The following is a 21,654-nucleotide window of genomic DNA, read 5'->3' on the forward strand; positions in this document are numbered from 1 at the left end:
GGGCCCTCCCGTCTACTTCACGCGATGCCGTTCAGCCGTTTGAATTCGGCGAGGTCATCGACCGGCGCAGCCTTGGGCGCGGCGCCCTTCGCTGTGCCGTCCGGCCGCCAGTCCGGGGTGAGGCCGAGCGCCTCGAGGTAGCGGAGGAACGTCGGCAGGGAGACGTTGTCGATCGGCGGGAGCTTCACGTCCTTCTCGGGGTCCGCTGTCTTCATGCGCTCGAACACGAGGTCGCGCAGCGTCGCTTCCGAGTCGATCTTCTTCGCGAGGAACCGGAGCGCCGCGACAGCTGCACCATGCTCTGGTTTGAGGTGATTTGCGGCTCGAATTGCCTTGTTAGTGGCGTTATAGATCGCATTTGAGGCTCGTCTAGCCAAGGTGATACCTCCTATCGCGCGCGCGACCCCCCTCAGAGAGCCGGGGAGAGAGGACCTGCGGAGGCGGGAGCCGGGCCGCGGAGCCGGGGTCGCTGGATTTTTTGACGATTCGAGGTCACGCGAGGCCGTAGACCATCGATTGCAGGCCCTCAGGCGGTCACTCGAAGCCTGCTGAGGCCCGCGGGTAGGTTGCTAGGTCGCAAGCATTCGAAGAGGTGCAGGAGCATGCTCGTCTCGAGCGTGTGGGCGGCGATGACCACGGCATCCAGGTGCGTGGTCCTCAGCGCGTGCGACTGTGCGTTCTGGAAACGCAACCATCCACCGTTGCCGTACTCGATGCGCTGGCCACCGTTGAGGTGAGACACCCGGTGAGCATCGGGGGCGAGCTCGACAGCGGCGAGGAAGGCCGCGTGCGTGCCGCTCGAGCGCTGGTCCAGCCACAGCACGCGATGCCCCTCGCGTGCCATGTCGACGGCTGCGGCCATGTCGCGGCGGCGGCGCTCGCTCATGCCTGCATCCCCTTAGCCCGCGCACGCAGCCAGATGAGCCTGCGCAGCATCCACCAGTTGCGATGGACCGAGGCACGATGCAGCAGCACCGAGAGCACCAGCTGCCTGACTCGCCAGAGGATGACCCTGTCCAGATCACGCATGTCGGTGCTCCTCTCCCTTGACCGCCACCTCGTGCACACGCTCGTCGGTGTGGGTATCGCACACCCAGTAGCGCCAGGCCCTACCAGTGAAGGCGGCAGTCATGGCTGTCGACCCTGGTAGGGCTGGGCCACGCAGATGGACAGGAGCGTCGGCTTGACCCCGAGTACCGAGAACAGCAGCATCTGCGTGTCGTCGACGGCGAACTCGATGGCGGGGTCGCTCTTCTCCGCGTCGAGACGCTTCGAGTTCCACGATCGGATGCGGTCGTCATTGCCACGCAGGCCAAGCTCACGCTTGAGGTGTGCGGCGTACTTCTCATCCGCCACGAGGAGGACGCGCTTCACGCCCTCGGGTGGGTGCATGAGCCAGTCGGTGACGAGGCGAGTCTTGCCCTCTGCCCTGCGGCCGAGGATGACGTGCTCTGGGCCGTCCGAGAAGTAGTTGTCCCATTCCACGAACGAGGGGTCGTTGCGGAATTCGTCGAGGAAGGCCTCGCGCTCTGGTGATGGAGCGACGTCGAGCGCCATGCCGAGCATGCGATGAGGCAGACCGGTAATCCGGTCACTCACCGGTGTGCCCCGCGACGTGCAGTGCTCGGGCGAGCAGCGAGAAGTTGACCACGCCTTGCGGGATGGCGGACAACTGCACGTGCTGCGGATCGACGCCGAGCGCGTCACCCAGTGCGTCGAAGATGGCTGGACCATCTTCAAGCTGCCAGATCAAGCTCGCGTCGTGCACGGTGAGGCGATCAGACGACTTCGTACGCGACCGCACTGCCGCGATCGTCGCCTCGTCTGCCCCGTCCTGCAGATGATCGATGGCCTTCTGCAGAATGCGGATGGTGTCCGCCCGCACGTCGACGGCAACACTCGCGGTGTCCCCCACTGCCGCGACCTCGACCCCGAGATCCTGCGAGGCAGTCATGATCTCGACGTCGGAACCGCCCAACACGCGCGCGCTGATCCGGATGTGCAGTTCGTTGGACAGGCCGAGGAGGACGAGGTCGCTGGTCTCGTCCGCGTACTTGACGACCGCGTGAGGCGGAAGGTCGCGGATGTCGACCCCCTCGGTGAACACGTCGAGGGTGACCCGCTTGAGGTCGGTCGCGACCTGCGTAATGGTGACGGCTGGGCCAATGGCGGGCAGCGGGGTGCCGTCAACGTTCGGCTCGGAGCTCAGAGTGATGAGCTTGGCGATGTTGTTCTGTGTCATGTGGAGTGTCCCTTCCATCAGACCCAGGACTGCGACCGGTTGCCGATCGCGGGTCTGGGCGGCTTGTTACTGCGGCGGTTGTTGCACCCGGCATGCGAGGCGCGGAAGTTGTCCCAGTCCTCTTGGAGCTCGGGGTGCTCGTCGACGACGTAGAAGTGATCGAGCTGGAAGCGCCAGTCGTTCTTCCAGTCGTCGTAGGCGGCGTCGTAGTCGATCGGCCTGGGGCACAGCCAGCAGGGCGCGCCGACACTGCCGTCGTCGTTGACCTGCGCTGCGCACGCTTCCCGGAACTTCGCCCGGAGCGACTTCATCCGGCGGGTGCTCTTGTGGTTCTTGCCCACAGCACCCCCTCAAACGACGAAACCCCCGCACATGGCGGGGGTTTCGGATCGAAGCGACTCAGCGAGCGACAGGCAGTAGGCCCACCACTCGCACAGGTGCACCCTATCCCAGAAGTGGTAAATGACCACCATCACGTACCCGCGTGTGCGCGCACGCGCGGGAGGCCACTCAAGACGAACGGCACCTCGAGCGGCTTGCACTTGACTCGGAGCTGGGCCATGAGGGCCGCGTAGTCGCGCACCTGGTCGCGCTCGACCATGCGGCGGCGCTGCGCGTCCTTCCGCATCGGCAGAGCGATCAGCGGCGAGTGCGGGCGAGCTATCCAGTTCTGCACGGTGTGCACGGTCACCCCCTGGCGCTCGGCTGCTTCCTTGATCGGCAGCCACAGCTCCGGTCGGTAGGTCCACTGGCAGGAGTAGCACCGGATGCCGTCCTCGTCCTCCGACCAGCCATCGGCGTACACCTGCAGACGCTCACACTCAGGGCAGGGCCTCGGCTTCACCGGCACCGGTCGGCGCCCTTCAAGTGGCCAGCGCGCGGGCATCTTGACCGCCCACTCCTCGAGCTCGGCCGCGAACGCGGGCCACCCCGGATCCCGGGCGACGTCGGGCCAGAAGACCACGAACCTGTTGACCAGCGTCTGAGCCCAGACCTTCACCTGCTCGGACCAGCGCTCGTCGGTCAGAATGCCTCGAGGATGGAGCGCACCCTCGGTCCAGTCGCCCCACTCGTCGAAGCTCACCATGTACGCCGTGTCGATCAGGTCGCGGCGCCCGAGACGCTCTCGCCACACCCGCTCCGCTCGCCACAGGTCGATGAAGATCTGCGAAAGGTCATCGAGCGGGACCAGGCGCACGGGAGTCGACTGCATGTCACGCGAGACCGGCAGACCGTCCGCCTGCTGTCGAGTCGGCTGGGCGATAGCCGCGAGGTGGACGAACAACTCCGGCAGCGCCTGGAGCTTCGCGAGGTACAGCTCAGGCGCCCTCATTCGTGCACCTCGCCGACGATTCGTGCGCCCACCGCGAGCGCGGGACCAGCCATCATGCGTGCCTGGTGTGGTGTTGCGGTCGTGCTCATCACGATGACCCTCCAAGATCGACGCCCAACACGATCAGGCGCTTCTCGAACAGCTTCCACTGCTCCTCCGACAGGGACTGGGCGGCCATGGCCGCGATCACCGCCGCCTCCCTGCGCCCGCGCTTCTCAAAGACGTTCTTCGTGTCCATCGCAAATCGGATCGGCTGACGCAGATAGCGGGCACGACGACCAGCGGCTGTCTCCGGGACCGAGCCCCGAGCCTTGCGCCTCATCGGTACTCCGTCTCGTTGTACGTGTTCGGCTGCCCGCGGCGCAGCTTCCCGAGCTCGTGATAGCGAGCCTGGTTGTGCTCGATCGCGGCTTGCTCAGCGGCGGGCAGTGTCCAAACGTTCGCCATGGGTGAGTCGAGCGGTGCCGGTGGGAAGCTCTGGATCTCGTCGATGAACACCGCCCCTGCCCCGGGGCCGCGGGGCGCGGGCATCAGGGCGAAGTCGGAGCGCTTGGGCGGGTCAATCGCATCCGCCATATCGCTCAACCCGTCCCCGAAGACACCGAAAACTTCGCCTGCCGCCCGCAGCGCCTCAGCCGCAAACCCCTTGAACGCCTCCCCCAGCAACACTCCAAGCTGAAACGAACCGCCCGAGGCGCCCAACCTCAAGAAGCGCTGCACCAGCTCACGCTGCATCCGCTCATGACGAGCCCTCGCCCGACCCCGGTACTTCATCCGAGGGAACTCCGCCGGCACACGACGCCTCTGACCACTGCTCATGACACCCTCCTCGGGATGAACGCTGCTTCGAACCCCTCCGACGAGTACGACGACACCTGCCCACTCGCATCCCGCACGATCCAGTCCCCCTGATCGACCCGCACCTCGCCCGGCCCCTCAGCGGCGAACAGCACCAGGAAATTCGGCGCATGCTCCTCGATGTATCCCCCATCGCGCTCCCGATCAGTGCGCAGGTGATGGTCATAGCCACGCGGCACGAACGCCGAACGCACCCAACGCTGGATCTCCGTCGCGTTCTGCCACCCCTTGAACTGCATAGCCTCCACCACCACCGGCACTGACTCGAACTCCCGCGGCCGACTCCCCTCCGCGAACGCCACCTCTGCCGCCTTCAGCCCACTACCCACGATCCACCAACCCATCCGCGGCCCGAGCCGCTTCTCGCTCCTGCTTCCTCCGCGCAGCCCGGTTCGGCCGGACTCCACTCCCATGCCTGCTGCGGTGAGCATCAGACAGGCCCCAGTTCGGTGTCATCGGCACACCGAGACGGAACGTCACCCTGAACGACTTGAAGTTCATCTGCCGCTCGTTCTGCGCCTGCTGCGCCTCAATCACGGAACAACCCCCGCCACTCAGCAGCCCGCCACAGAGCGCAACCACCCCAGACCAGGGCGAGCGCCACCGCAACCGGCCACACCGGGGCCGCCAGCGCGAGCCGCGCCGGCCAACGCCTCGGCACACCCGGCTCTCCGTGCAGGAGCAGAGCTGCAAGCCAGCAAGCGACCGCGATCCCCCCGTACAGCAGCAGCACCCACTCAGGCACGAGACTTCTCCTCGGGCACCCAAACCACCCGAACCGGGAAGACGATGTCATCCGCCAGCGCCCCGCTGTGATGCTCGTCACGGCCCACGAACGGGTTCTCCTCCGGATCGAAATGCTCCGCGTCTTTCTGAAAGAATGAACCTCGCGCGTCAATGACCTTGGTTCCATCGACCAGAGCCATGAACGTCTCCAGATCAGCCACCAGAGACTCGTGCCCCCGAATCTCCATGCCCACCGCAGTGGCGAATGATGCGACAAGCGACTTCGGAACCTGCAACTCTCCACCCCTCGAGACACCGAACAGATAAGCTCCGTCCGGCTCGAGGTCAATCTCCACAAGCCGCGCTCGGCCGGTGACCACGATGGCATCGGAAGCGGGCACCATCCAGTCGTCGGGAAGGCGCGCCTCGGCGATAGCAGCGGCAATCTGCGCCGGGTCGACTCGCTTCGACCTCCCGGCGTCCCTGACCTCCGCGGCGGCCCGGAGAGCCGCACCGATAGCCTCGTGACCGCCCGTCACATCACCCGATGCCCAGAACGCCTCGTGGGCCGCTCGGATCTCTGCCTCGGTCGGCGTGTACTCCTGCTCAGCCACGACGGGCCTCCTCTCGGTCGGTCTTGAGTACCTGCCACATGGCTTCGATCGGCGAGCCCAGCTCGCTCTCCTTCTCGAAGCGCGCCAGAGCAGCTGCTGTCTCCTCGTACGTGACCTCCCCGGCCTCGACCACAGGCCCCCGATCGAACGGCCCACTCGGTAAGACGAGCAACCCCTCAGGGACAGGCCACGTGAACCGCTCGCCGATGGATGTGCGCGCGACCGGTGCAAGACCTTGCACAAGATGCAGGTGCAGATGCGGCTCGACCCCACCGCGAGCGCGGGAAGAGTCATCCTCTGGTGCGGGCGGCGGCGAGAGGAAGTCGCACGCCGCCTCGAACTGCTCCGCCGACGGAGCCCCCGCAGCGGCCAGCACCTTCACCGCATCAAGGTCCTCCTCCGAGATCCGCGCGAGCTCCGACCGCCACACGAACCCGTCATCGTCAGCCTTGGCCACCAGATCAGCGACCAACTGCTGCGCGATCACTTGACGAGCGAACTTCACCTTCTCCGGCTCAGGCATCGACCTCCACCTCCGTCGCGAGCTCATTGCGGAACGTGAACCGCTCGCCCACGTCGGCGCCGCGGTTCGCTTTCGAGCAGCGGATGGTCGTCCACGTCTCGCTGGTGCGCAGGACCACACCCTCGATGTACCCCTTCCGGGAGTGCTGCCACGCCTGCACCCGCTCCTCCACCTCCGAGATGTAGACACCCGTGCGCCGGCGCAGCTCCTCACGGTGAGCCTCACTCAGACGCCCCTCCCGCATCTCAGCCACGATCGGATCCAGATTCGCCTTCGCCTCATCACGCAGATCACCCCGCAACGGGCCATCCACGTAGCCAGCCAGCTTCGCCAGCGACCCCTTCGTCTCCCACGGCTCGCCATCATCACCGCGGTTATCCATGTCCCGCAGCCTGTACGTCGTCCCCTGCACGGTCATCGTCCTTCCCTCGCAATCGTCTCGGCCCGTGACAGCCCGTTGATGTAGGCGTCGAAGTCGATGCCATCCCCCGCGTCGAGGCGCTCCGCCTCGATCTCCTCGGCCACCTGCACCCGCTCCGCGAGCCGCGCCGTCTCCTTGATCGCCTCGATCGCACGGCGGGCCATGTCGTCGCGGTCGCGTTGCTGCTGCCCGGATGCGCCGAGCTGGCCGTAACCGCGGACGAGCTCCTCCTCTGTCAGCACACGGGGCTCAGGCACGGTCATCACCACCCGCGAGCACGAGAGGCTCGGTGCAGACGTCGCACGCCCCCTCGGGTCCCTCTATGCGAGTGCCCATGCCGTGGCCCGCCGAATAGCCGGAAGACTCCCAGTGGTCGTGAACCTGAGGAGCAGGCCCGCACGGATACGGCTTGATGTTGTCGAGCTCCACGCCGTAGTGCATCGCGCGCTCGTAGACCAGCTCGCCCGACTCCTGCCCAGCGTGTCGTTGAGCCCACACCCAGGCCTCTTGCCCAGCCATGCCCTGCAACAGAGCATCAGCGAGGAACGCGAGACGCCGCGTCTCGATCAGGATGTGCAGCCGGTCCAGGTACTCGTTGCCCGCTTGCCGCCAGCCCGTACCCCAGACCTCCATGCCCTGGGCGCGAGCGAGCAGGTACTTCACCTCAACCTCGAGCGGTCGTGTCTCGTGCTCCGCGCCGTGAGGGTAGATTTCGTGCGCGAAGCGACGGCGAGTGCGACGAGCACCCGGCAGCAGGTCCGGCCTACCCGTCATAGGCACCGCCGGAACTCCGAAGACCACGCCGTACGAGGTGAGCGTCGTCGAGGCAGCCTCATGCGAGGCGCGACGCAGCGCGGCGTCCCCACCCGGAAGCTCCTCGAAGTACCAGCCGGTCCCCACCTGCGCCGACGCCGTGGCCAGGGCCTTCAGCTCATCGACGAGCTCGGTCGGCGTCGAGTCCAAGAGCCAGCGGGCAACCGCGTCGCGAGCCATAGCCTCCGACGTCGCACCCAGCACTGCGTACGCACCGCCATCCTCGCCAAGCGGGAACACCTCCACACCCCTCAGCTGCTTCACGTTGTCCGTCATCGTCCCTCTCCCATCTCCAACAGCTCGGCACCAAACCGGCGACCGAACACCACACGAACCGGCCACACCCACCACCGCGAGCGCAGCAGAGCGTTGACCTGGGCGAGCGCGAACCTGCGAGCGTCTGCGCGGGCCGGCGCGAGCGCGGCGCGAGCCTGCGCCAGGTCGCCCTGCAGCAACGCGACCTCGACGTTCGCGTCCATCGCCAAGGTGCGGAACTCCCACCGCTCAGCTCTGACCTCTTCCAGGACCGACGCCCGCACGTAGTGCTCGAGCTCACCCAACTCGCGCACCTCCGCGTCCGAGAGTGGCGTCCCGACCGTGTCGATCGAGCGCCACCCCGTCGACGTGCGCTCGATGACCTCGTGGTCCGGGTCCTCAGTCGTGTAGTAGCCGAGCGCTCCCGGCAGCGGCGGATGCACGCGGTACACCCAGTAGTCCGCGAGCGCCGCCAGCGGGACCGGAAAACTATCCGGCCCGATGCGCACGACGAGCTCACCCTGATGGCGGGCAACCTCACCGCGATCAGCTCGCGGCCCCGGCTTCATCCCCCGCATCACGACGGCGACAGTCCACCCCTCGAACAGGTCGTCGAGGTCGACCCGCTCGAGCACCTCCCCGCTCATCGCCGAACCGCCCGACGAGACGCACGCGACGCGTGGATGAGCTCCTGAGCCGCAGCGACCAGACGATCAGCCGTGGCAGCCGCCGGCGACTCCTCATCCGGCCGCATCATCACCGGCAGACCCTCGTGATAGCGGGCGAACTCCAGCAGCTCATCTTCCGAGAAGACCAGCGCCACCGTCGCCAGAGGCGTCACCACGCGAGCAGCGCACAACCCGTCGTGCCCCTCCCCGCGCTCACACGCCAACGACACCCGACAGCGACCCACCAGCGACTGGCGAGGCTCCACCTGATCCCCGCTCACGCCGACACCTCCAGCACGGGCCACCCATTCCGCTCGTTCAACGTCGCCGCACGAGCCAACGACACGTTCGCCGCCGCAACGTCCTTCGCCGCCATCGGCACCCAGTCATCCGGGAAAACCAGCTCCACCCGACGTACCTCATGCACCCGGAACCAATCCCCCGACTCCGGCGACGCCAACGCACACACCACGTCAGCAGCCCTCAAGCCATGCGCGTCACGGAACGCCGCCGCATGGAAGCGATTGCCCACCACCAGGAACACCGGCAGCACCGGACGGAACAGGTAGCCGAGTTTCGCCGGCCGCGGGTGATGCGCCAGCGCAGACTGCGCCAACGCCACGAAGCGCTCCCCCGCCTCCCGCACCTCAGCGACCGCAGCGAACTCCGCATCGCTGCTCTCCCCCTCAGCAGCACGCTCCGACTTCGCGATCGCCCGCTGGAAGACCGCGAGCGCGGAAGCCAGATCAGTCGACAGCACAGCGACCTCGGGGGTGGACTCCGGATAGACGTTCTCGACCATCAGATGACTCGCTTCTCTCGTAGGTACTTCTCGGCTTCGGTGACACGTTGGAAGGCCTCAGCGTTGCCACCGGCGTCCGGATGGGTCCGACGCTTTGCCCGGCCCAGCGCGTGGCGTGCCTGGGGTTCACTCGGGCGCCAACCTGCAGGTGTGGGCTCGTCGTGGGCAGCGAGCCAGATCGCGGCCAACGCAGCATCGATTCGCTGGGCCGGCGACACCTCGAGGGCAAGGAAGCCGCGGTACTGCTCACCACCCCTCGTCACCCCGTAGCGATCCACCTTGCGGAGCGCCTCGAGGGCCAAGGCGATCGCACGGACGTTGTCCTGCCAGTCGTCGAAGGTGTCGCATGGGTAGCTCAGCGCTCCGTGCTTCGAATCCAGCGTGAGGATCACGCCAGGGTGCTCGGCCTTGGCAGTCGCACGAGGTCGACCATCGAGACGGAAGTGCTGCGGCGGGATCGCGACCTGCAGACGCACGTTCTTGCCGCCGAGCGCGCGCGTCTCACGATCGAGCAGCTCGAGTGTCGTCGTCCACGTCGAGCCGAACGCGGAGCGGCGGCGAACGGGCGTCAGCTTGCCGGGCCACTCCCCGACTGGATCGACGGTGAGCTCGTCAGGCCAGGCGCCCATCAGCCTTCGTCCTTCGTGATACGGCGGGCAAGAGTCGCCACAGGCGGGCGGACCGGGCGCCCCTGCTCGGCGTCGTGCACGGCCTGGTTCAGCTCCACGATCGCGAACATGCGCAGCGTGGTCGAGGTCGCATCCGTCGACCGCGTGCGGCGAAGTACGTCACGGGCGGCGTGGACGACCTGCAGCTCGGATGGCTGGCTCATGACTCCCTCGCCATCTCCACGACCAGGCGCTCGACGTCGGAGAGCGTGTACCCCCACGCCTCGATGCGCTCGAAGTACTCCGCGACGAACGACGACTTCGTGCGCCACGTGCTGCGACCCGTCGTCGACTCGATACCCGCGAGCGCCACAGCGACCAACACCTGCGTCGCCTTGCTCGGAGCCGTCGACACCAGGGCGCCCAGCAGATCCTGCCCGCCGTGCTTGCGCTCGATACTCATCAGCCTGTGCGCGAGGTCGTTGCCCGTCGCCATGCCGGCCTCGAGGTTGCGGTGCATGCGAGTGGAAGCTATCGCCACGAACTGCAGGGCGTCGGTCGGGAACTTCGTGCGGCCCAGGAACTCCGACAGCCACGCACGACGCACGACTTCCGCCGAGTCCCAAGCCTTGTTGTTCGCGACGACCGTGCGGCGCTCCTCGAGCTGCGCCTCCGACATCGGGCCCTTGGCCGCGGCTGCCGAACCTGCCGTGAGCTTGAAGCCCTCCGGAAGATCCCGAGGCAGATAGTGCTCCACGCTCGCGTCCTCGTTGCCGCGATACGACATGACGTGCACCGCGACGCCGGGTACTCCGGCGAGATCAGCGGCCTTCACCTGCGAGCCATCCTCGCGTGCCACCTCGTACGTGCGAAGCCAAGCCGACCCCGAGTAGTGCGGGCGCTCCACCAGGATCTCGAACCCCTCGGCGCGGAGCTTCTCCTCCGCCGCTTCCTTGACGATCCGGCGGGCGCGGTCGTCGCGCTGGCGCTGCAGCTCGTGCTCGAACTGGCCAGGCGTGCGCGAGACGACATCGGTCAGGGTCGCCAGCACCTCGGCGTCGTCCTCGAACTCGACCAGCGCCTCAGCCTGCTCGAGCGTGAGCTGGTGCTCCGCCGTGATCTTCGACGCCGCATCCGAGTGAGCCACCGCCAGCGCCGTCTTCACCGTCGACGCCTTCGCGCCGGTTCGCTTCGTGATCGTGCGGAGCGAGAGGCCAGCGAACTCGAGCTGCTTGTACGACGCGACGCGCTCGGCCGTTGTGAGCTCCTCGCGCTGATCGTTCTCCACCAGCTGCTGCACGATGCGCTCCGTGACCTCGTCGCCCGCCTCGACGGCGTACACCGGGATCGTCTCCAGGCCCGCCTCGCGGGCCGCGAGGGTGCGGCGCTGACCCGCACGCACCACGAGGACACCATCGCGGCGATGCGCCAGCACCGGGGTGATGACGCCGTTCTCCTTGATGCTGCGAATGAAATCGGGAGTGAGCGGCGCCGACTGGCGGACGTTCTCCTCGATCACCAGGTCGGCGGGAGCCACATGCTCGAGCGTGCCCGGAGGGGTAGTCGTAGGGGTCATGGTCATGTCCTTTCGTTGCGCCGGCTAGGCGGCTTGAGTGGTCTTGCTTGCTGAGTTGGTCAGTTCACTGCGGAGACGGACGACAGTGCGCGGCGTGCAGCGGAGCAGGTCAGCGATCGCGGACGAACTCCACCCGCTCTCCGTGAGACGACGCACGCACTCCCGGCGCTCCGGCGTCGACAGGCGGACAGCGTCACCCGCGAGCGCGAGGATGACTGCTGCGGCGTCGACGTCGTTCGTGTCCGCCTCCGCGACGGGTGGCTCTGGGTCGGTGTCGATGTCGTCCCAGGCCATGGGCGGGAGCCACCGGTGCGCGGCCGCGTAGTTGAGGGCTCGAGAGCGGGTGGCACGCTGCGTCGGGGTATCCGTCGGCGGCTCGACGTTCCAGACGCGCTCGTAGACCGCGACGATGGCCCGATGGCGACGAGCCGTGATGTGAGGTGTGCGGATGCTCGTGACGAAGTTCCCCAGCGCCTCATCCAGCATCTGAGCGATCAACGTGAACGACCAGCCACGAGCCACCAGAGCCTGCACACGGCGCTGAGAACCGACCGCCGACACCAACGCACCATCCGCGAGCGCCGCAGTCTCCACCGGCACGGCGAGGATCGCCGCCGACGTCTCCCGCTTGACGCGATGCACCACCTGGCCAGCTCGAGGACCCGACCCCTGACGCCCATAGAGGATGTTCCGCACCGACGTCTTGCTCACACCCGCGAGCTCGGCAGCTCGCTTGTAGCCGACACCCGCCTCACGAAGCCGCAGGAGGTGGGCACGAGCCGGGGCAACATCCGTCAGGCCTGTGTCGAATCGGCCGTACGCCTCCAACCGCGACCGCTCAGCAGCACGCGCAGCGTGCCCCTTCCGGCACGGCGTGCACCGGCACCGATGCGCTCGGTAACAGGTGGTCGACTCGGCGTGCTTGTGCTCAGCAGGACACACGAACGATGCCTCTACGGGTGCGTGCTTCGGGTGCTGCTCGAGGTCACCCTGTCTCCACGCCTGCTGGTAGTGCGCTCGACACAAGCCACGGCCCACCGCAGGAGATCCACACTCGTCCATCGAGCAGGAGCGCATGACTCGGTGATCAGAAAGCTGGGACGTCGGAGAAGTCATCGTCGAAGGCATCAGCTGGACCTTCCAGGTGCGAGTTGTCCCTGCCTGCGCGGCGGAGCAGCTCCCATTGACGGTTCTTCGAGCGAGCAGTGCCGCAATGTCTGCAGTCGTATTCGGCCCCAGCGGGGTGACGATGGCAGAAGGGCTCCGGTGGGAGCCTCACGCTCTCGCGCTCGCCTCCCCCTCGCTCGCTCCCGAACTCGACCCGCCCGCTCTCCCTCTCCCCTAAGCCACGATTCGCGACACGATTCGCGAACGAATTCGCGAACGAATTCGCGAACGGGGGCTCCGGGTACGTCGACGGATTGCGCCGGTCCACCGTGCCCAGCAGATCCGGAGCGATCTGGAACAACGACCGGCCATCCTCGTCCGCCCACAACAGCAGGAACCCGGACTCGGCGAGGTGCAACATGACCTCCTCGATCCGATCCGGCGACACGACGTCGTCGTCCGACAACATCTCCCGCTGCATCCGGCGCGGCAGAACTTCCCCCCGCCCGTGATCGTCCGCCCACGCCATCAACGCGGTCGCGAAGAACCTCATCCCCATCGGCACCGCCGTCACCCGCGGATCGCGGAAGAACGAGGGCTTCACCGTCCTCTGCCTCCGCATCTGCATATGCCTGCGTTCCCTTCAAGATCAAGTCGATAGCGCGGTCAATCTGCCGAGCCGAAACGTGAACGCACTCCGACCAGCCATGACCGCGAGGCATGTGCTCCCACGCGTCGAGGTTGTCGCGGAACGCGGGCTCGAAGACGCGACGAAGCTCGGCAAGAGCAGCCGCCTCCCACGACGCCGGCGTGCGCCGGAACGCGAAGAGGATCCGCGCGCCGTGCTCCACGAGCTCACGGATCCGCGAGCCGCTCGGCACCGCGCGCCCTACCTTCAGCACGCCCGACTCCGGCCACCACGCCACGTAGGTCGTCCGCAGATCAGTCCTGGACATGGCGCACCCGCTCAGCAGCAGCGAACCCCGCGAGGACAAGCTCCGTGTACCCCGCCTCCACGACGTCGGTGTACCCGGCGTCGTGCTGGTCAGCGTTCAAGTACGGCGAGCGGTTCTCGTCGTACATGGCACGAGCCGCGGCCGCGATCGCGGCGTCGGATGCGGGGCGAGGCTCGACGTCGTCGGCCAGCTCGCCCGTCGCGCGCAGCGAGTGCGCCTGGCCACGAAGCCACGCGAGCGCCTCCCACATCGTGTCGAGCTGAGTGTCCCCAAGGAGGTCGGCGGCGTCGTCCAGAGCCTCGGCCTTCACCAGCGCGTCACGATCAGCCACGAGGCACCCCCTCAGCAGGGCACGTCGACTCGCCGTAGTGCTCGTTGAACGGGTGCACATGCGCCCACTCCGGACGAGACGCGAGCGGGATCACCCACACCCGAGAGCCACGCTTCGGCGCCGTGCCGTAGTTCGTGCCGTACCCGCGAGTGCCCGACGCCGTGCGCACGTTCGCCTCGTAGATGTCCGGCACCCGGGCAAACCTGACCGTCAGCACATCCGCGGTGACCGTGTAGGTGCCAGCCGACCCCATGCACACCGTCTCACCTCGCGGGCTCGACGCGGATGCCGCCGGCGTGGCGATCGCCACAGCGATCACCGGCACAGACCAAGCACCCGTCCTCATCACATCGCGGCGGGACGCGCTCGCCTTCATCGTCTCGGTCATGCGGCCAGTCCCCACTTCTCGTACTCGACGCGGCCGTAGACCGCGTGCATCATGGCGAGCGCATCCGCCTCAGTGATTCGGATGCGCTCGAAGTCATCGAGGCGGAACCAGACGCCGAGGTGCGCGTAGAACACCGGCACGTCCTGGCATCGCCCCTGCTGCTGCACCCAACGGCGTACCTTCCAGCCGTGCAGCAGCGCCTTCGTCTGCAGGTCGCGCTCGGTGCGGTCGTTGCACTCGAGGCAGAGCGTCAGTCCCTCGACGACGAGCGGCATGATCTTGGATCCACCCATGCCCACCGCACCGCGGTGCTGGAAGGTGAGCAGCGCGTGGGTGCCGCACGAGGCGCACTGGTTGCCGTCCCGGAAGTAGGTCTCTGCGCGGACGTCCGACGTCGGCGCGATCACTTCCCCGCCGCCTTCGCTTGCGCGTTGCGATCGACAGACTCGGCCTTGAGGAGTCGCTTCCACGCCTTGTCCTGCAGCGCGAGCTCCTCGGCCGTGGGGTATCCATCCTTCGGGCGGGCCTGCTTCGCGAGCGCCTGGATCTCGGCCCGTGTGAAGAACACCGCGACCTGGTCTGCAGCGGCGTGCTGCTCAGCTGCCTTGGTCATGCGAGGGCTCCGATCTTCCGGGGCCGAAAGGCACGGACCATCGCCTCATCTCGCGAGCGGCCGAAGACCGCCTCGGAGTCCGAGAGACGAACCATCCACGTGCCGGGCCTGAACTCGACCGGCTCACCGATCGGTGACGTGTGCATGACGTCGCGCTCTGCGAGCGCCGCCTTGTGGGCGGCTCGCATGCGCACGATCCTGCGAACCCGAAGTGCGAGCACGACCATGGCGACGATCAGGAGCACCTGCGCCGCGCCGTGCAGAGGAGAGTCGACGTAGCTCATGCGAACCACCGACCGAAGAAATCCTCGACGCGCGTGATCAGCGTCCAGCGGTGAGCGTGCCGCTTCCTGCGGCGATCGATCTCGATCATCGGGACACCTCCTCGCGGTGTGCTTCCACCCAGGCCGCGAGCCGCACACGAGCCGCATGGCATTGCCGGCACGTCTTCGATGCCTGCGACCACGAAAAGTGCGCAGCGCACGAAGCGGGAGGCTGCTTCGGTGCGGGCGGCGCGACCCTGCGAGCGATCCGACGCAACGCACCAGCGGCCTGCGCGGATTGAATCAACACCGCGAGCGCGAGAGCACCACCTGCGATGTTGCCGAGACCCGCCAGATGACGGACCCTTCGGCTAGAGTTCCTGCAGAAGGACATTGGATTGCCTTTCGTTCAGAGCCTCCGCGGTTGCACCCGCGGGGGCTCACTTCTTTGGTCAGCTAGTGAGGTGCTCCAGCGCTGGATAGGGTTCGCGCATGGAACCCATCGACTTGACGTGGCTGCAGTTCGTGCCCGTCGCCGCGCTCGTGTCCGCGAGCGTTACGTTGCTCATCCGGCATGCAGACAAGCCACGACCCGTGATCGTGCTCGAGTCGCAGCTCGAGCAGCGCGAGCACTCGTACAGCGCCGAGAGGGCCGGCGACTTCGAGGTGGGGGGTCATCGCCATCACCAACGCTGGCGACGGCGACGCGTACGACTTTGAGATGTACGGGCACCTCTGCGAGGCGGCCTTCGAGGGAGAACGACTCGCGCCAGGCCTCGCCCCGAACTGGGCACAGCGGCGCCCGGTGCTCAAGGCTGGGGAGACCGTGCTCGCCCGAGTACTTTTCCCCACGTCCGTTGTCGCCGGTGATCCCAGCGCAAAGCTCGTCATTCGCTGGACCCCTTGGCCTGGCCGCTGGTGGACTGCAGCCACTCGGCGTAGCCGCGAGGTGTCGTTGTCGGAATTCGATTCAGCGATGCCTCTGCCAGTCGGCATGATCGAACCCACCGAGCTACCTCGCGTGTTCCGCCGATGGAGACGACTAGCGCTCCACACAGAGCGAGGACGACAACGAACGGCAGCAGTCCAGAGGGCGCAAGCAGCAGAGGCAGAACGACGAACACCAGAGCAATGAGCACGAGTGCGACGGTGAGGCTCACGATGCGGCCACCCCTGAGGTCGTCGCGTGCTGAGCATTCGCGAGTTCGACGATCTCAGCGCGAACATAACGTCGATGCCCGGACGGCAATCGCACGAAGCCGACGCTCCCTTGATCTGCGATACGCTGCACGGTCTTCGTCGAAACGTGCAACGCCTCGGCAGCTTCCTTCGGAGTCATCAACTCCGGTTCGGTAACTACATGCCGTTCTGTCATGCGATGACCATACATGCCAAAATGGGCTAAGTCGACCAAGTTGCCGTCCACTTGCACATCTTGTCCGTTTTGTCCTACTATCGGCACATGCCTACCAGCACGGAACTTTCACCCCAGTCAGTCGAAGAGTCGCTCGACGTCGTTGTGGGACGCACCGTCCACATGCTCATGTGGGACCAGAAGCTCAAGCAGGGCGACCTCGCACCCGTGCTAGGCATCCAGCAGACCGCTCTGTCTCGCAAGCTCCGTGGCGAGCGCAAATGGACGCTCGACGAGCTGCGCACCGTGGCCCGCGCCCTGAACACCACGACTTCGTACCTGCTTGGGGAGACAGAAAACCCCCGACCAGGTGGACCAGTCGGGGGAATCGTTGCTGCGGGAGTGGGCCCTGCCGGGATCGAACCGACGACATCCACGGTGTAAACGTGGCGCTCTACCAGCTGAGCTAAAGGCCCTCGGCGAACAAGTGTAGCGCGGCCGCGTGGTCCGATCGAACGCGAGCCTCACCCGGGCGAGCGGATGCGGCGACCCGGTAGCTGCCGTCAGCCCTGACGAGGAAGGAGCGTCGCGTCGCGGTGCCAGCAGCCTCGTCGAACGCACCATACGCACGGGCGGCCGAACCATGCGGCCAGAAGTCGCTGCAGCCGGTGAGGATTGCATCCGCGCCAAGCTCGACGAGCCACGCTCGCAGCGCAGCTGAGCTGTCGGTCGAGACGACGAGCACCTCGGGAGTCTCGGGCGCGGAGCCCCACTCGCGCCGATCGCGGGCCTCACTCACCAGCTGGGCGAGGTCGGATATCTCGTCGGCGCACACGGGCGTGAACGCCATGGGAACGAACACGACCAGCCGTGATGATGGTGCCGGCCCGGCCACCACGCCCATCCCACCCCGGTGGTCGACCAGAGAAATCGACTCAAGCGGCGGCGCGAATTCGCTCACGATCAGGCCCTCTCCGCCGGCGATGTTCGGTTGTGCGCGCTTCGACAAGCATTCACGCCAACCTGCGTGTGCATCGCACAAACCAAAGATAGGCTAGCCGGTGGACTGCGCGTCATAACCTGGCGCGCGCCATAGACGTGACGAACCCGGAACGAAATGAGGTCGACGGTGGCTGTTAACAACCAGGATCCGTACTCAGAGCATTACGTTGACAGCGACCCCGAGGAGACCGCCGAATGGCGCGAATCGCTCGATGCGGTCGTAGACGCGCAGGGACACCAGCGCGGGCGAGACATCATGCTCAGCCTTCTTGAGCGGTCTCGGGAGCGCCACCTCGGCGTTCCCATGGTTCCAACCACCGATTACGTGAACTCGATTGCGCCCGAGGACGAGCCAGAGTTCCCAGGTGACGAGTCGCTGGAGCGCACCTACCGCTCGTGGATCCGCTGGAACGCGGCCATGACGGTGCAGCGCGCACAGCGCGAAGGGGTCGCCGTCGGCGGCCACATCTCCTCCTACGCCTCGCAGGCGACGCTCTACGAAGTGGGTCTGAACCACTTCTTCAAGGGCTACGACCACGCGGATGGGCCCGACCAGGTCTTCTTCCAGGGGCACGCTTCCCCCGGCAACTACTCGCGCGCCTTCCTGCAGGGTCAGATCAGCGCCGAGCAGCTCGACGGCTTCCGCCAGGAGCAGTCCGCTGCCCCGCACGGCATGCCGTCGTACCCGCACCCGCGCCTCATGAAGGACTTCTGGCAGTTCCCGACGGTCTCGATGGGTATCGGACCGCTCAACGCGATCTGGCAGGCGCAGTTCAACAAGTACCTCACCAACCGCGGCATGAAGGACGCCTCCGGCTCGCACGTCTGGGCATACCTCGGCGACGGAGAGATGGATGAGGTCGAGTCGCGAGGACAGCTGCAGGTCGCAGCCAACCAGAACCTCGACAACCTCACCTTCGTCGTCAACTGCAACCTGCAGCGCCTCGACGGCCCGGTTCGCGGCAACGGCAAGATCATCCAGGAGCTCGAGAGCTTCTTCCGCGGCGCCGGCTGGCACGTCATCAAGGTCGTCTGGGGTCGCGAGTGGGACTCCCTCCTCGAGCGCGATGACAAGGGCGCGCTGCGCACCCTGATGAACGAGACGCCAGATGGCGACTTCCAGACGTACAAGACCGAGTCGGGCGGGTTCGTTCGCGAGAACTTCTTCGGACGCGACCCCGAGGCGCTCAAGCTCGTCGAGAACTACAGCGACGACGAGATCTGGGGCCTCAAGCGAGGCGGCCACGACTACCGCAAGGTCTACGCGGCGTACAAGGCGGCGACCGAGCACAAGGGTCAGCCGACCGTCATCCTCGCGCACACCATCAAGGGCTACGGTCTCGGACCGCACTTCGAGGGCCGCAACGCGACGCACCAGATGAAGAAGCTCACGCTTCCGGACCTGAAGGCGTTCCGCGACCAGCTGCACATCCCGATCTCGGATGCAGCACTCGAGGCCGACGTCTACCAGCCCCCGTACTACAACCCGGGCCCTGACAACGAGGCTATCCAGTACATGCAGGAGCGCCGCCGTGAGCTCGGCGGGTTCGTGCCGGAGCGTCGCTCGAAGTTCACGCAGATCGCCGTGCCGGACGACAAGACCTACGCATCCATCAAGAAGGGCTCCGGCACGCAGGAGATCGCTTCGACGATGGCGTTTGTCCGCCTGCTCAAGGACCTCATGCGGTCCAAGGACTTCGGGTCGCGCATCGTCCCGATCATCCCGGACGAGGCCCGCACCTTCGGCGTCGACGCGTTCTTCCCGACCGCGAAGATCTACAACCCGAACGGCCAGCACTACATGTCGGTCGACCGCGAACTGCTCCTCGCCTACCGCGAGAGCGAGCAGGGGCAGATCAACCACGTCGGCATCAACGAGGCCGGCGCCATGGGCGCATTCACGGCAGCCGGATCGTCGTACTCGACGCACGGCGAGGCCATGATCCCGATCTACATGTACTACTCCATGTTCGGGTTCCAGCGCACCGCCGACGCCATGTGGGCGGCGGCAGACCAGCTCACGCGCGGCTTCCTCATCGGAGCCACGGCTGGGCGCACGACGCTCGCCGGCGAGGGCCTGCAGCACATGGACGGCCACTCGCCGATCATCGCAGCCACGAACCCGGCAGTCGTCACCTACGACCCCGCCTTCGCCTACGAGCTCGCACACATCATGCAGGCGGGTATCGAGCGGATGTACGGCCCGGATTCCCAGTCGGAGAACCCGAAGCAGGACCCGAACGTCATGTACTACCTCACGGTGTACAACGAGCCGATGGCCCAGCCAGCTGAGCCGGAGAACGTGGACGTCGAGGGCATCCTCAAGGGCATCTACTACCTCAAGGGAACCGAGGCGCAGGGACCGCGCGTGCAGCTGCTCGCCTCGGGTGTCGGTGTGCCGTGGATCCTCGAAGCGCAGGAGCTTCTGGAGAAGGACTGGGGTGTTGCGGCTGAAGTCTGGTCGGTCACGTCCTGGAACGAGCTCCGTCGCGACGGCCTCCGTGCCGAGGAGTACAACTGGACGCACCCGAACGAGGAGCCCAAGGTCCCGTTCGTCACGGACAAGCTCCAGGCGTCGGAAGGCCCCGTCATCGCCGTGAGCGACTTCTCGCACGCGGTTCAGGACCAGATCCGTCCGTTCGTGAAGAACGACTTCACGACGCTCGGTGCCGATGACTTCGGCATCTCCGACACGCGTCCCGCCGCACGTCGGTACTACCTGATCGACAGCCACTCCGTCGTCGTTCGCGCTCTCGAGCGTCTCGCGACGCAGGGCAAGATCGACCGTTCCCTCGTGCAGGAGGCCATCGACAAGTACGACCTCCACAACCCGAAGGCCGGCACGAGCGGCAGCGCGGGCGGAGACGCCTAACAGCGCTCCACCCCTGCTCGCCTCCTCACAGTTCGGAATCATGCCCGCTCCACGCACGAAGGAACAGACGCTCAACTGGCTGCGATCGATCTCGGGAGAGCTCTCGACCGCAACAGTGAAGCGCTTGGAAGACACCCTTCCCTGGTTCGGTGACATGCCCCCTGGGCGACGCAGTGCCGTAGGCCTCGTCGCCCAGTCGGGCATCTCATCCTTCATCGCCTGGTTCGAAGACCCGACAGCCACCCCATGGGTAGCGGCCGACGTCTTCGACTCGGCGCCTCGAGAGCTCCTTCGTTCGGTGAGCCTGCAGCAGACGCTGCAGCTCATCCGGGTGGTCGTGGAGGTCGTCGAGGAGCGCACGAAGCTGACCGACGGCGACGTGCGTGAAGCGGTGCTGAAGTACTCGCGAGATATCGCCTTCGCCGCGGCCGACGTGTACGCACGCGCAGCCGAGGCGAGAGGCCTGTGGGATGCGCGCCTTGAAGCGCTTGTCGTCGACTCGATCCTCACCGGCGAGCACGACGACGAGCTCCCGAGCCGTATCGCCGCGCTCGGCTGGCATGGGCACGGCGAGGTCAGCGTGCTCGTCGGGACGACTCCGAGGATCCTCGAGGTCGACCAGATCCGCCGGACGGCCCGCCACAACAAGGTCGACCTTCTCGTTGGCGTGCAGGGAGGCCGGCTGGTGCTCGTCATCGGCCGGGCTCACCCCGACGGCGAAGGTGACGAAGCCGAGCAGGTGCCCTTCATGGAGATCGCCGAGCGGCTCGAGCCCAGCTTCGGCGACGGCCGACTTGTCCTCGGCCCACCCGTGCCGAGCGTGGTCGAGGCCTCTCGCAGCGCCCGCGCCGCGCTCGCCGGCTTCGCCGTGGCGGGCGCGTGGAGGAAGGCGCAGCGCCCCATGCTGGCCGACGAGCTCCTCCCAGAACGTGCCCTCGCCGGCGACCCGCTCGCACGCCAGACGCTTGTCGCGAGGGTCTTCAGGCCACTCGCGGATCACCAGAGCGATCTGCTGACGACGCTCTGGTGCTATCTCGACAACGGACGTTCGCTCGAGGCGACGGCCCGCGAGCTCTTCGTACACCCCAACACCGTCCGCTACCGCCTCAAGCGCGTCAGCGAAGTCATCGGCTGGGACGCCACCGGACCGCGAGAGGCGCTCATACTCCAGTGCGCGCTGATCCTCGGGAACATCGCCGAGCCGAAGCAGCCAGAGCCCCGCCGCCAGCCGAGCGGCACCCCTGCCAGCAACGTGGCTCGACGCAGCCGCCGCACCTCGCACTAGAAAACCTCTAATGATCTTTCGACTTCTTGGGACTGTTGCTACAG

The 21,654-nt window shown here is 66.7% G+C and carries 34 protein-coding genes and 1 tRNA gene; 4 read left to right on the forward strand and 31 right to left on the reverse strand.

The genetic code is table 11. From position 1 onward, the window contains the following. Positions 1 to 17 precede the first annotated feature (17 nt). The 28 genes from GV007_RS08985 to GV007_RS09120 all read right to left on the reverse strand — a co-directional run bounded on the left by GV007_RS08985 (position 18) and on the right by GV007_RS09120 (position 15,118). On the reverse strand, positions 18 to 377 hold the full coding sequence (locus GV007_RS08985) for a terminase small subunit (protein ID WP_160071973.1): 360 nt from the start codon (positions 375 to 377) through the stop codon (positions 18 to 20). Positions 378 to 526: 149 nt separating this feature from the next. After that, positions 527 to 886 carry a hypothetical protein gene (locus GV007_RS08990; RefSeq protein WP_160071975.1) on the reverse strand — a complete coding sequence of 120 codons (360 nt, stop codon included), beginning with the start codon at positions 884 to 886 and terminating at the stop codon, positions 527 to 529. Continuing rightward, positions 883 to 1,029 (reverse strand): hypothetical protein, encoded by a 147-nt coding sequence (locus GV007_RS08995; protein ID WP_160071977.1) that lies wholly within the window; start codon positions 1,027 to 1,029, stop codon positions 883 to 885. The genes GV007_RS08990 and GV007_RS08995 overlap by 4 nt, the downstream gene beginning before the upstream one ends. A gap of 99 nt (positions 1,030 to 1,128) precedes the next feature. After that, positions 1,129 to 1,557 (reverse strand): hypothetical protein, encoded by a 429-nt coding sequence (locus GV007_RS09000; protein WP_160071979.1) that lies wholly within the window; start codon positions 1,555 to 1,557, stop codon positions 1,129 to 1,131. A 34-nt stretch (positions 1,558 to 1,591) separates the two neighbouring features. Further along, positions 1,592 to 2,242 carry a hypothetical protein gene (locus tag GV007_RS09005; RefSeq protein ID WP_160071981.1) on the reverse strand — a complete coding sequence of 217 codons (651 nt, stop codon included), beginning with the start codon at positions 2,240 to 2,242 and terminating at the stop codon, positions 1,592 to 1,594. Between the two features lie 17 nt (positions 2,243 to 2,259). Further along, on the reverse strand, positions 2,260 to 2,583 hold the full coding sequence (locus tag GV007_RS09010; protein WP_160071983.1) for a hypothetical protein: 324 nt from the start codon (positions 2,581 to 2,583) through the stop codon (positions 2,260 to 2,262). Between the two features lie 131 nt (positions 2,584 to 2,714). Next, the gene (locus GV007_RS09015; RefSeq protein ID WP_160071985.1) at positions 2,715 to 3,575 is read right to left on the reverse strand and encodes a hypothetical protein; all 861 of its coding nucleotides are present in this window, start codon (positions 3,573 to 3,575) and stop codon (positions 2,715 to 2,717) included. An 88-nt stretch (positions 3,576 to 3,663) separates the two neighbouring features. Further along, positions 3,664 to 3,813 carry a hypothetical protein gene (locus GV007_RS09020; protein ID WP_160071987.1) on the reverse strand — a complete coding sequence of 50 codons (150 nt, stop codon included), beginning with the start codon at positions 3,811 to 3,813 and terminating at the stop codon, positions 3,664 to 3,666. An 80-nt stretch (positions 3,814 to 3,893) separates the two neighbouring features. After that, on the reverse strand, positions 3,894 to 4,310 hold the full coding sequence (locus GV007_RS09025) for a hypothetical protein (protein ID WP_160071989.1): 417 nt from the start codon (positions 4,308 to 4,310) through the stop codon (positions 3,894 to 3,896). Positions 4,311 to 4,390: 80 nt separating this feature from the next. Further along, entirely contained in the window at positions 4,391 to 4,672 is a 282-nt protein-coding gene (locus tag GV007_RS09030) for a hypothetical protein (RefSeq protein ID WP_160071991.1), read from the reverse strand. Between the two features lie 498 nt (positions 4,673 to 5,170). Beyond that, positions 5,171 to 5,773: a hypothetical protein gene (locus tag GV007_RS09035; RefSeq protein WP_160071993.1), complete on the reverse strand. Its 603-nt coding sequence runs from the start codon at positions 5,771 to 5,773 to the stop codon at positions 5,171 to 5,173. Next, complete coding sequence (locus GV007_RS09040; protein WP_160071995.1) at positions 5,766 to 6,260, reverse strand: hypothetical protein; 495 nt, start codon at positions 6,258 to 6,260, stop codon at positions 5,766 to 5,768. The genes GV007_RS09035 and GV007_RS09040 overlap by 8 nt, the downstream gene beginning before the upstream one ends. A gap of 28 nt (positions 6,261 to 6,288) precedes the next feature. Beyond that, complete coding sequence (locus GV007_RS09045) at positions 6,289 to 6,678, reverse strand: hypothetical protein (protein WP_160071997.1); 390 nt, start codon at positions 6,676 to 6,678, stop codon at positions 6,289 to 6,291. Between the two features lie 32 nt (positions 6,679 to 6,710). Next, a complete protein-coding gene (locus tag GV007_RS09050; protein WP_160071999.1) occupies positions 6,711 to 6,974 on the reverse strand; it encodes a hypothetical protein in 264 nt (87 codons plus the stop codon). Continuing rightward, positions 6,967 to 7,806, reverse strand: coding sequence for a hypothetical protein (locus GV007_RS09055; RefSeq protein WP_160072001.1), 840 nt, complete (start codon positions 7,804 to 7,806; stop codon positions 6,967 to 6,969). Before GV007_RS09055 ends, GV007_RS09050 begins: the two co-directional genes overlap by 8 nt. Beyond that, the gene (locus GV007_RS09060) at positions 7,803 to 8,432 is read right to left on the reverse strand and encodes a hypothetical protein (protein WP_160072003.1); all 630 of its coding nucleotides are present in this window, start codon (positions 8,430 to 8,432) and stop codon (positions 7,803 to 7,805) included. Before GV007_RS09060 ends, GV007_RS09055 begins: the two co-directional genes overlap by 4 nt. Further along, positions 8,429 to 8,629: a hypothetical protein gene (locus tag GV007_RS09065; RefSeq protein WP_160072005.1), complete on the reverse strand. Its 201-nt coding sequence runs from the start codon at positions 8,627 to 8,629 to the stop codon at positions 8,429 to 8,431. The genes GV007_RS09060 and GV007_RS09065 overlap by 4 nt, the downstream gene beginning before the upstream one ends. A 101-nt stretch (positions 8,630 to 8,730) precedes the next feature. Beyond that, positions 8,731 to 9,255 carry a hypothetical protein gene (locus GV007_RS09070; protein ID WP_160072007.1) on the reverse strand — a complete coding sequence of 175 codons (525 nt, stop codon included), beginning with the start codon at positions 9,253 to 9,255 and terminating at the stop codon, positions 8,731 to 8,733. Continuing rightward, on the reverse strand, positions 9,255 to 9,884 hold the full coding sequence (locus GV007_RS09075) for a molecular chaperone DnaJ (RefSeq protein WP_160072009.1): 630 nt from the start codon (positions 9,882 to 9,884) through the stop codon (positions 9,255 to 9,257). Before GV007_RS09075 ends, GV007_RS09070 begins: the two co-directional genes overlap by 1 nt. Beyond that, positions 9,884 to 10,087, reverse strand: coding sequence for a hypothetical protein (locus GV007_RS09080; RefSeq protein ID WP_160072011.1), 204 nt, complete (start codon positions 10,085 to 10,087; stop codon positions 9,884 to 9,886). Before GV007_RS09080 ends, GV007_RS09075 begins: the two co-directional genes overlap by 1 nt. Further along, on the reverse strand, positions 10,084 to 11,439 hold the full coding sequence (locus tag GV007_RS09085; protein ID WP_160072013.1) for a ParB/RepB/Spo0J family partition protein: 1,356 nt from the start codon (positions 11,437 to 11,439) through the stop codon (positions 10,084 to 10,086). The genes GV007_RS09080 and GV007_RS09085 overlap by 4 nt, the downstream gene beginning before the upstream one ends. A 24-nt stretch (positions 11,440 to 11,463) precedes the next feature. Beyond that, positions 11,464 to 12,267, reverse strand: coding sequence for a helix-turn-helix domain-containing protein (locus tag GV007_RS09090; protein WP_160072015.1), 804 nt, complete (start codon positions 12,265 to 12,267; stop codon positions 11,464 to 11,466). A 259-nt stretch (positions 12,268 to 12,526) separates the two neighbouring features. Continuing rightward, entirely contained in the window at positions 12,527 to 13,150 is a 624-nt protein-coding gene (locus tag GV007_RS09095) for a hypothetical protein (RefSeq protein ID WP_160072017.1), read from the reverse strand. 338 nt (positions 13,151 to 13,488) lie between these two features. Next, positions 13,489 to 13,833, reverse strand: a complete 345-nt coding sequence (locus GV007_RS09100) for a hypothetical protein (protein WP_160072019.1) — start codon at positions 13,831 to 13,833, stop codon at positions 13,489 to 13,491. After that, positions 13,826 to 14,221: a hypothetical protein gene (locus GV007_RS09105; RefSeq protein ID WP_160072021.1), complete on the reverse strand. Its 396-nt coding sequence runs from the start codon at positions 14,219 to 14,221 to the stop codon at positions 13,826 to 13,828. The genes GV007_RS09100 and GV007_RS09105 overlap by 8 nt, the downstream gene beginning before the upstream one ends. After that, positions 14,218 to 14,628, reverse strand: coding sequence for a hypothetical protein (locus GV007_RS09110; RefSeq protein WP_160072023.1), 411 nt, complete (start codon positions 14,626 to 14,628; stop codon positions 14,218 to 14,220). Before GV007_RS09110 ends, GV007_RS09105 begins: the two co-directional genes overlap by 4 nt. Continuing rightward, a complete protein-coding gene (locus GV007_RS09115; RefSeq protein ID WP_160072025.1) occupies positions 14,625 to 14,834 on the reverse strand; it encodes a hypothetical protein in 210 nt (69 codons plus the stop codon). Before GV007_RS09115 ends, GV007_RS09110 begins: the two co-directional genes overlap by 4 nt. Further along, the gene (locus tag GV007_RS09120) at positions 14,831 to 15,118 is read right to left on the reverse strand and encodes a hypothetical protein (protein ID WP_160072027.1); all 288 of its coding nucleotides are present in this window, start codon (positions 15,116 to 15,118) and stop codon (positions 14,831 to 14,833) included. The genes GV007_RS09115 and GV007_RS09120 overlap by 4 nt, the downstream gene beginning before the upstream one ends. A 471-nt stretch (positions 15,119 to 15,589) precedes the next feature. Between GV007_RS09120 and GV007_RS09125 the strand changes: the two genes are divergently transcribed. Further along, positions 15,590 to 15,817 carry a hypothetical protein gene (locus GV007_RS09125; protein ID WP_160072029.1) on the forward strand — a complete coding sequence of 76 codons (228 nt, stop codon included), beginning with the start codon at positions 15,590 to 15,592 and terminating at the stop codon, positions 15,815 to 15,817. Positions 15,818 to 16,253: 436 nt separating this feature from the next. Here the strand turns inward: GV007_RS09125 and GV007_RS09130 are convergent, their stop codons facing one another. Next, the gene (locus GV007_RS09130; RefSeq protein WP_236558431.1) at positions 16,254 to 16,523 is read right to left on the reverse strand and encodes a MerR family transcriptional regulator; all 270 of its coding nucleotides are present in this window, start codon (positions 16,521 to 16,523) and stop codon (positions 16,254 to 16,256) included. A gap of 117 nt (positions 16,524 to 16,640) precedes the next feature. Here GV007_RS09130 and GV007_RS19455 point away from each other — a divergent pair, with 117 nt between their 5' ends. Next, positions 16,641 to 16,895: a helix-turn-helix domain-containing protein gene (locus GV007_RS19455; RefSeq protein ID WP_442960386.1), complete on the forward strand. Its 255-nt coding sequence runs from the start codon at positions 16,641 to 16,643 to the stop codon at positions 16,893 to 16,895. Here GV007_RS19455 and GV007_RS09140 read toward each other — a convergent pair. After that, positions 16,855 to 16,927, reverse strand: a tRNA-Val gene (locus tag GV007_RS09140). The genes GV007_RS19455 and GV007_RS09140 overlap by 41 nt on opposite strands. Further along, on the reverse strand, positions 16,918 to 17,460 hold the full coding sequence (locus GV007_RS09145) for a redoxin domain-containing protein (RefSeq protein ID WP_236558434.1): 543 nt from the start codon (positions 17,458 to 17,460) through the stop codon (positions 16,918 to 16,920). Before GV007_RS09145 ends, GV007_RS09140 begins: the two co-directional genes overlap by 10 nt. Positions 17,461 to 17,580: 120 nt before the next feature. Here GV007_RS09145 and aceE point away from each other — a divergent pair, with 120 nt between their 5' ends. Further along, entirely contained in the window at positions 17,581 to 20,325 is a 2,745-nt protein-coding gene (aceE, locus tag GV007_RS09150) for a pyruvate dehydrogenase (acetyl-transferring), homodimeric type (RefSeq protein ID WP_160072033.1), read from the forward strand. Between the two features lie 40 nt (positions 20,326 to 20,365). Further along, on the forward strand, positions 20,366 to 21,610 hold the full coding sequence (locus GV007_RS09155; protein ID WP_160072035.1) for a PucR family transcriptional regulator: 1,245 nt from the start codon (positions 20,366 to 20,368) through the stop codon (positions 21,608 to 21,610). Positions 21,611 to 21,654: the final 44 nt, after the last annotated feature.

This window comes from Pseudoclavibacter sp. 8L (assembly GCF_902506465.1).
Lineage (GTDB): Bacteria > Actinomycetota > Actinomycetes > Actinomycetales > Microbacteriaceae > Pseudoclavibacter.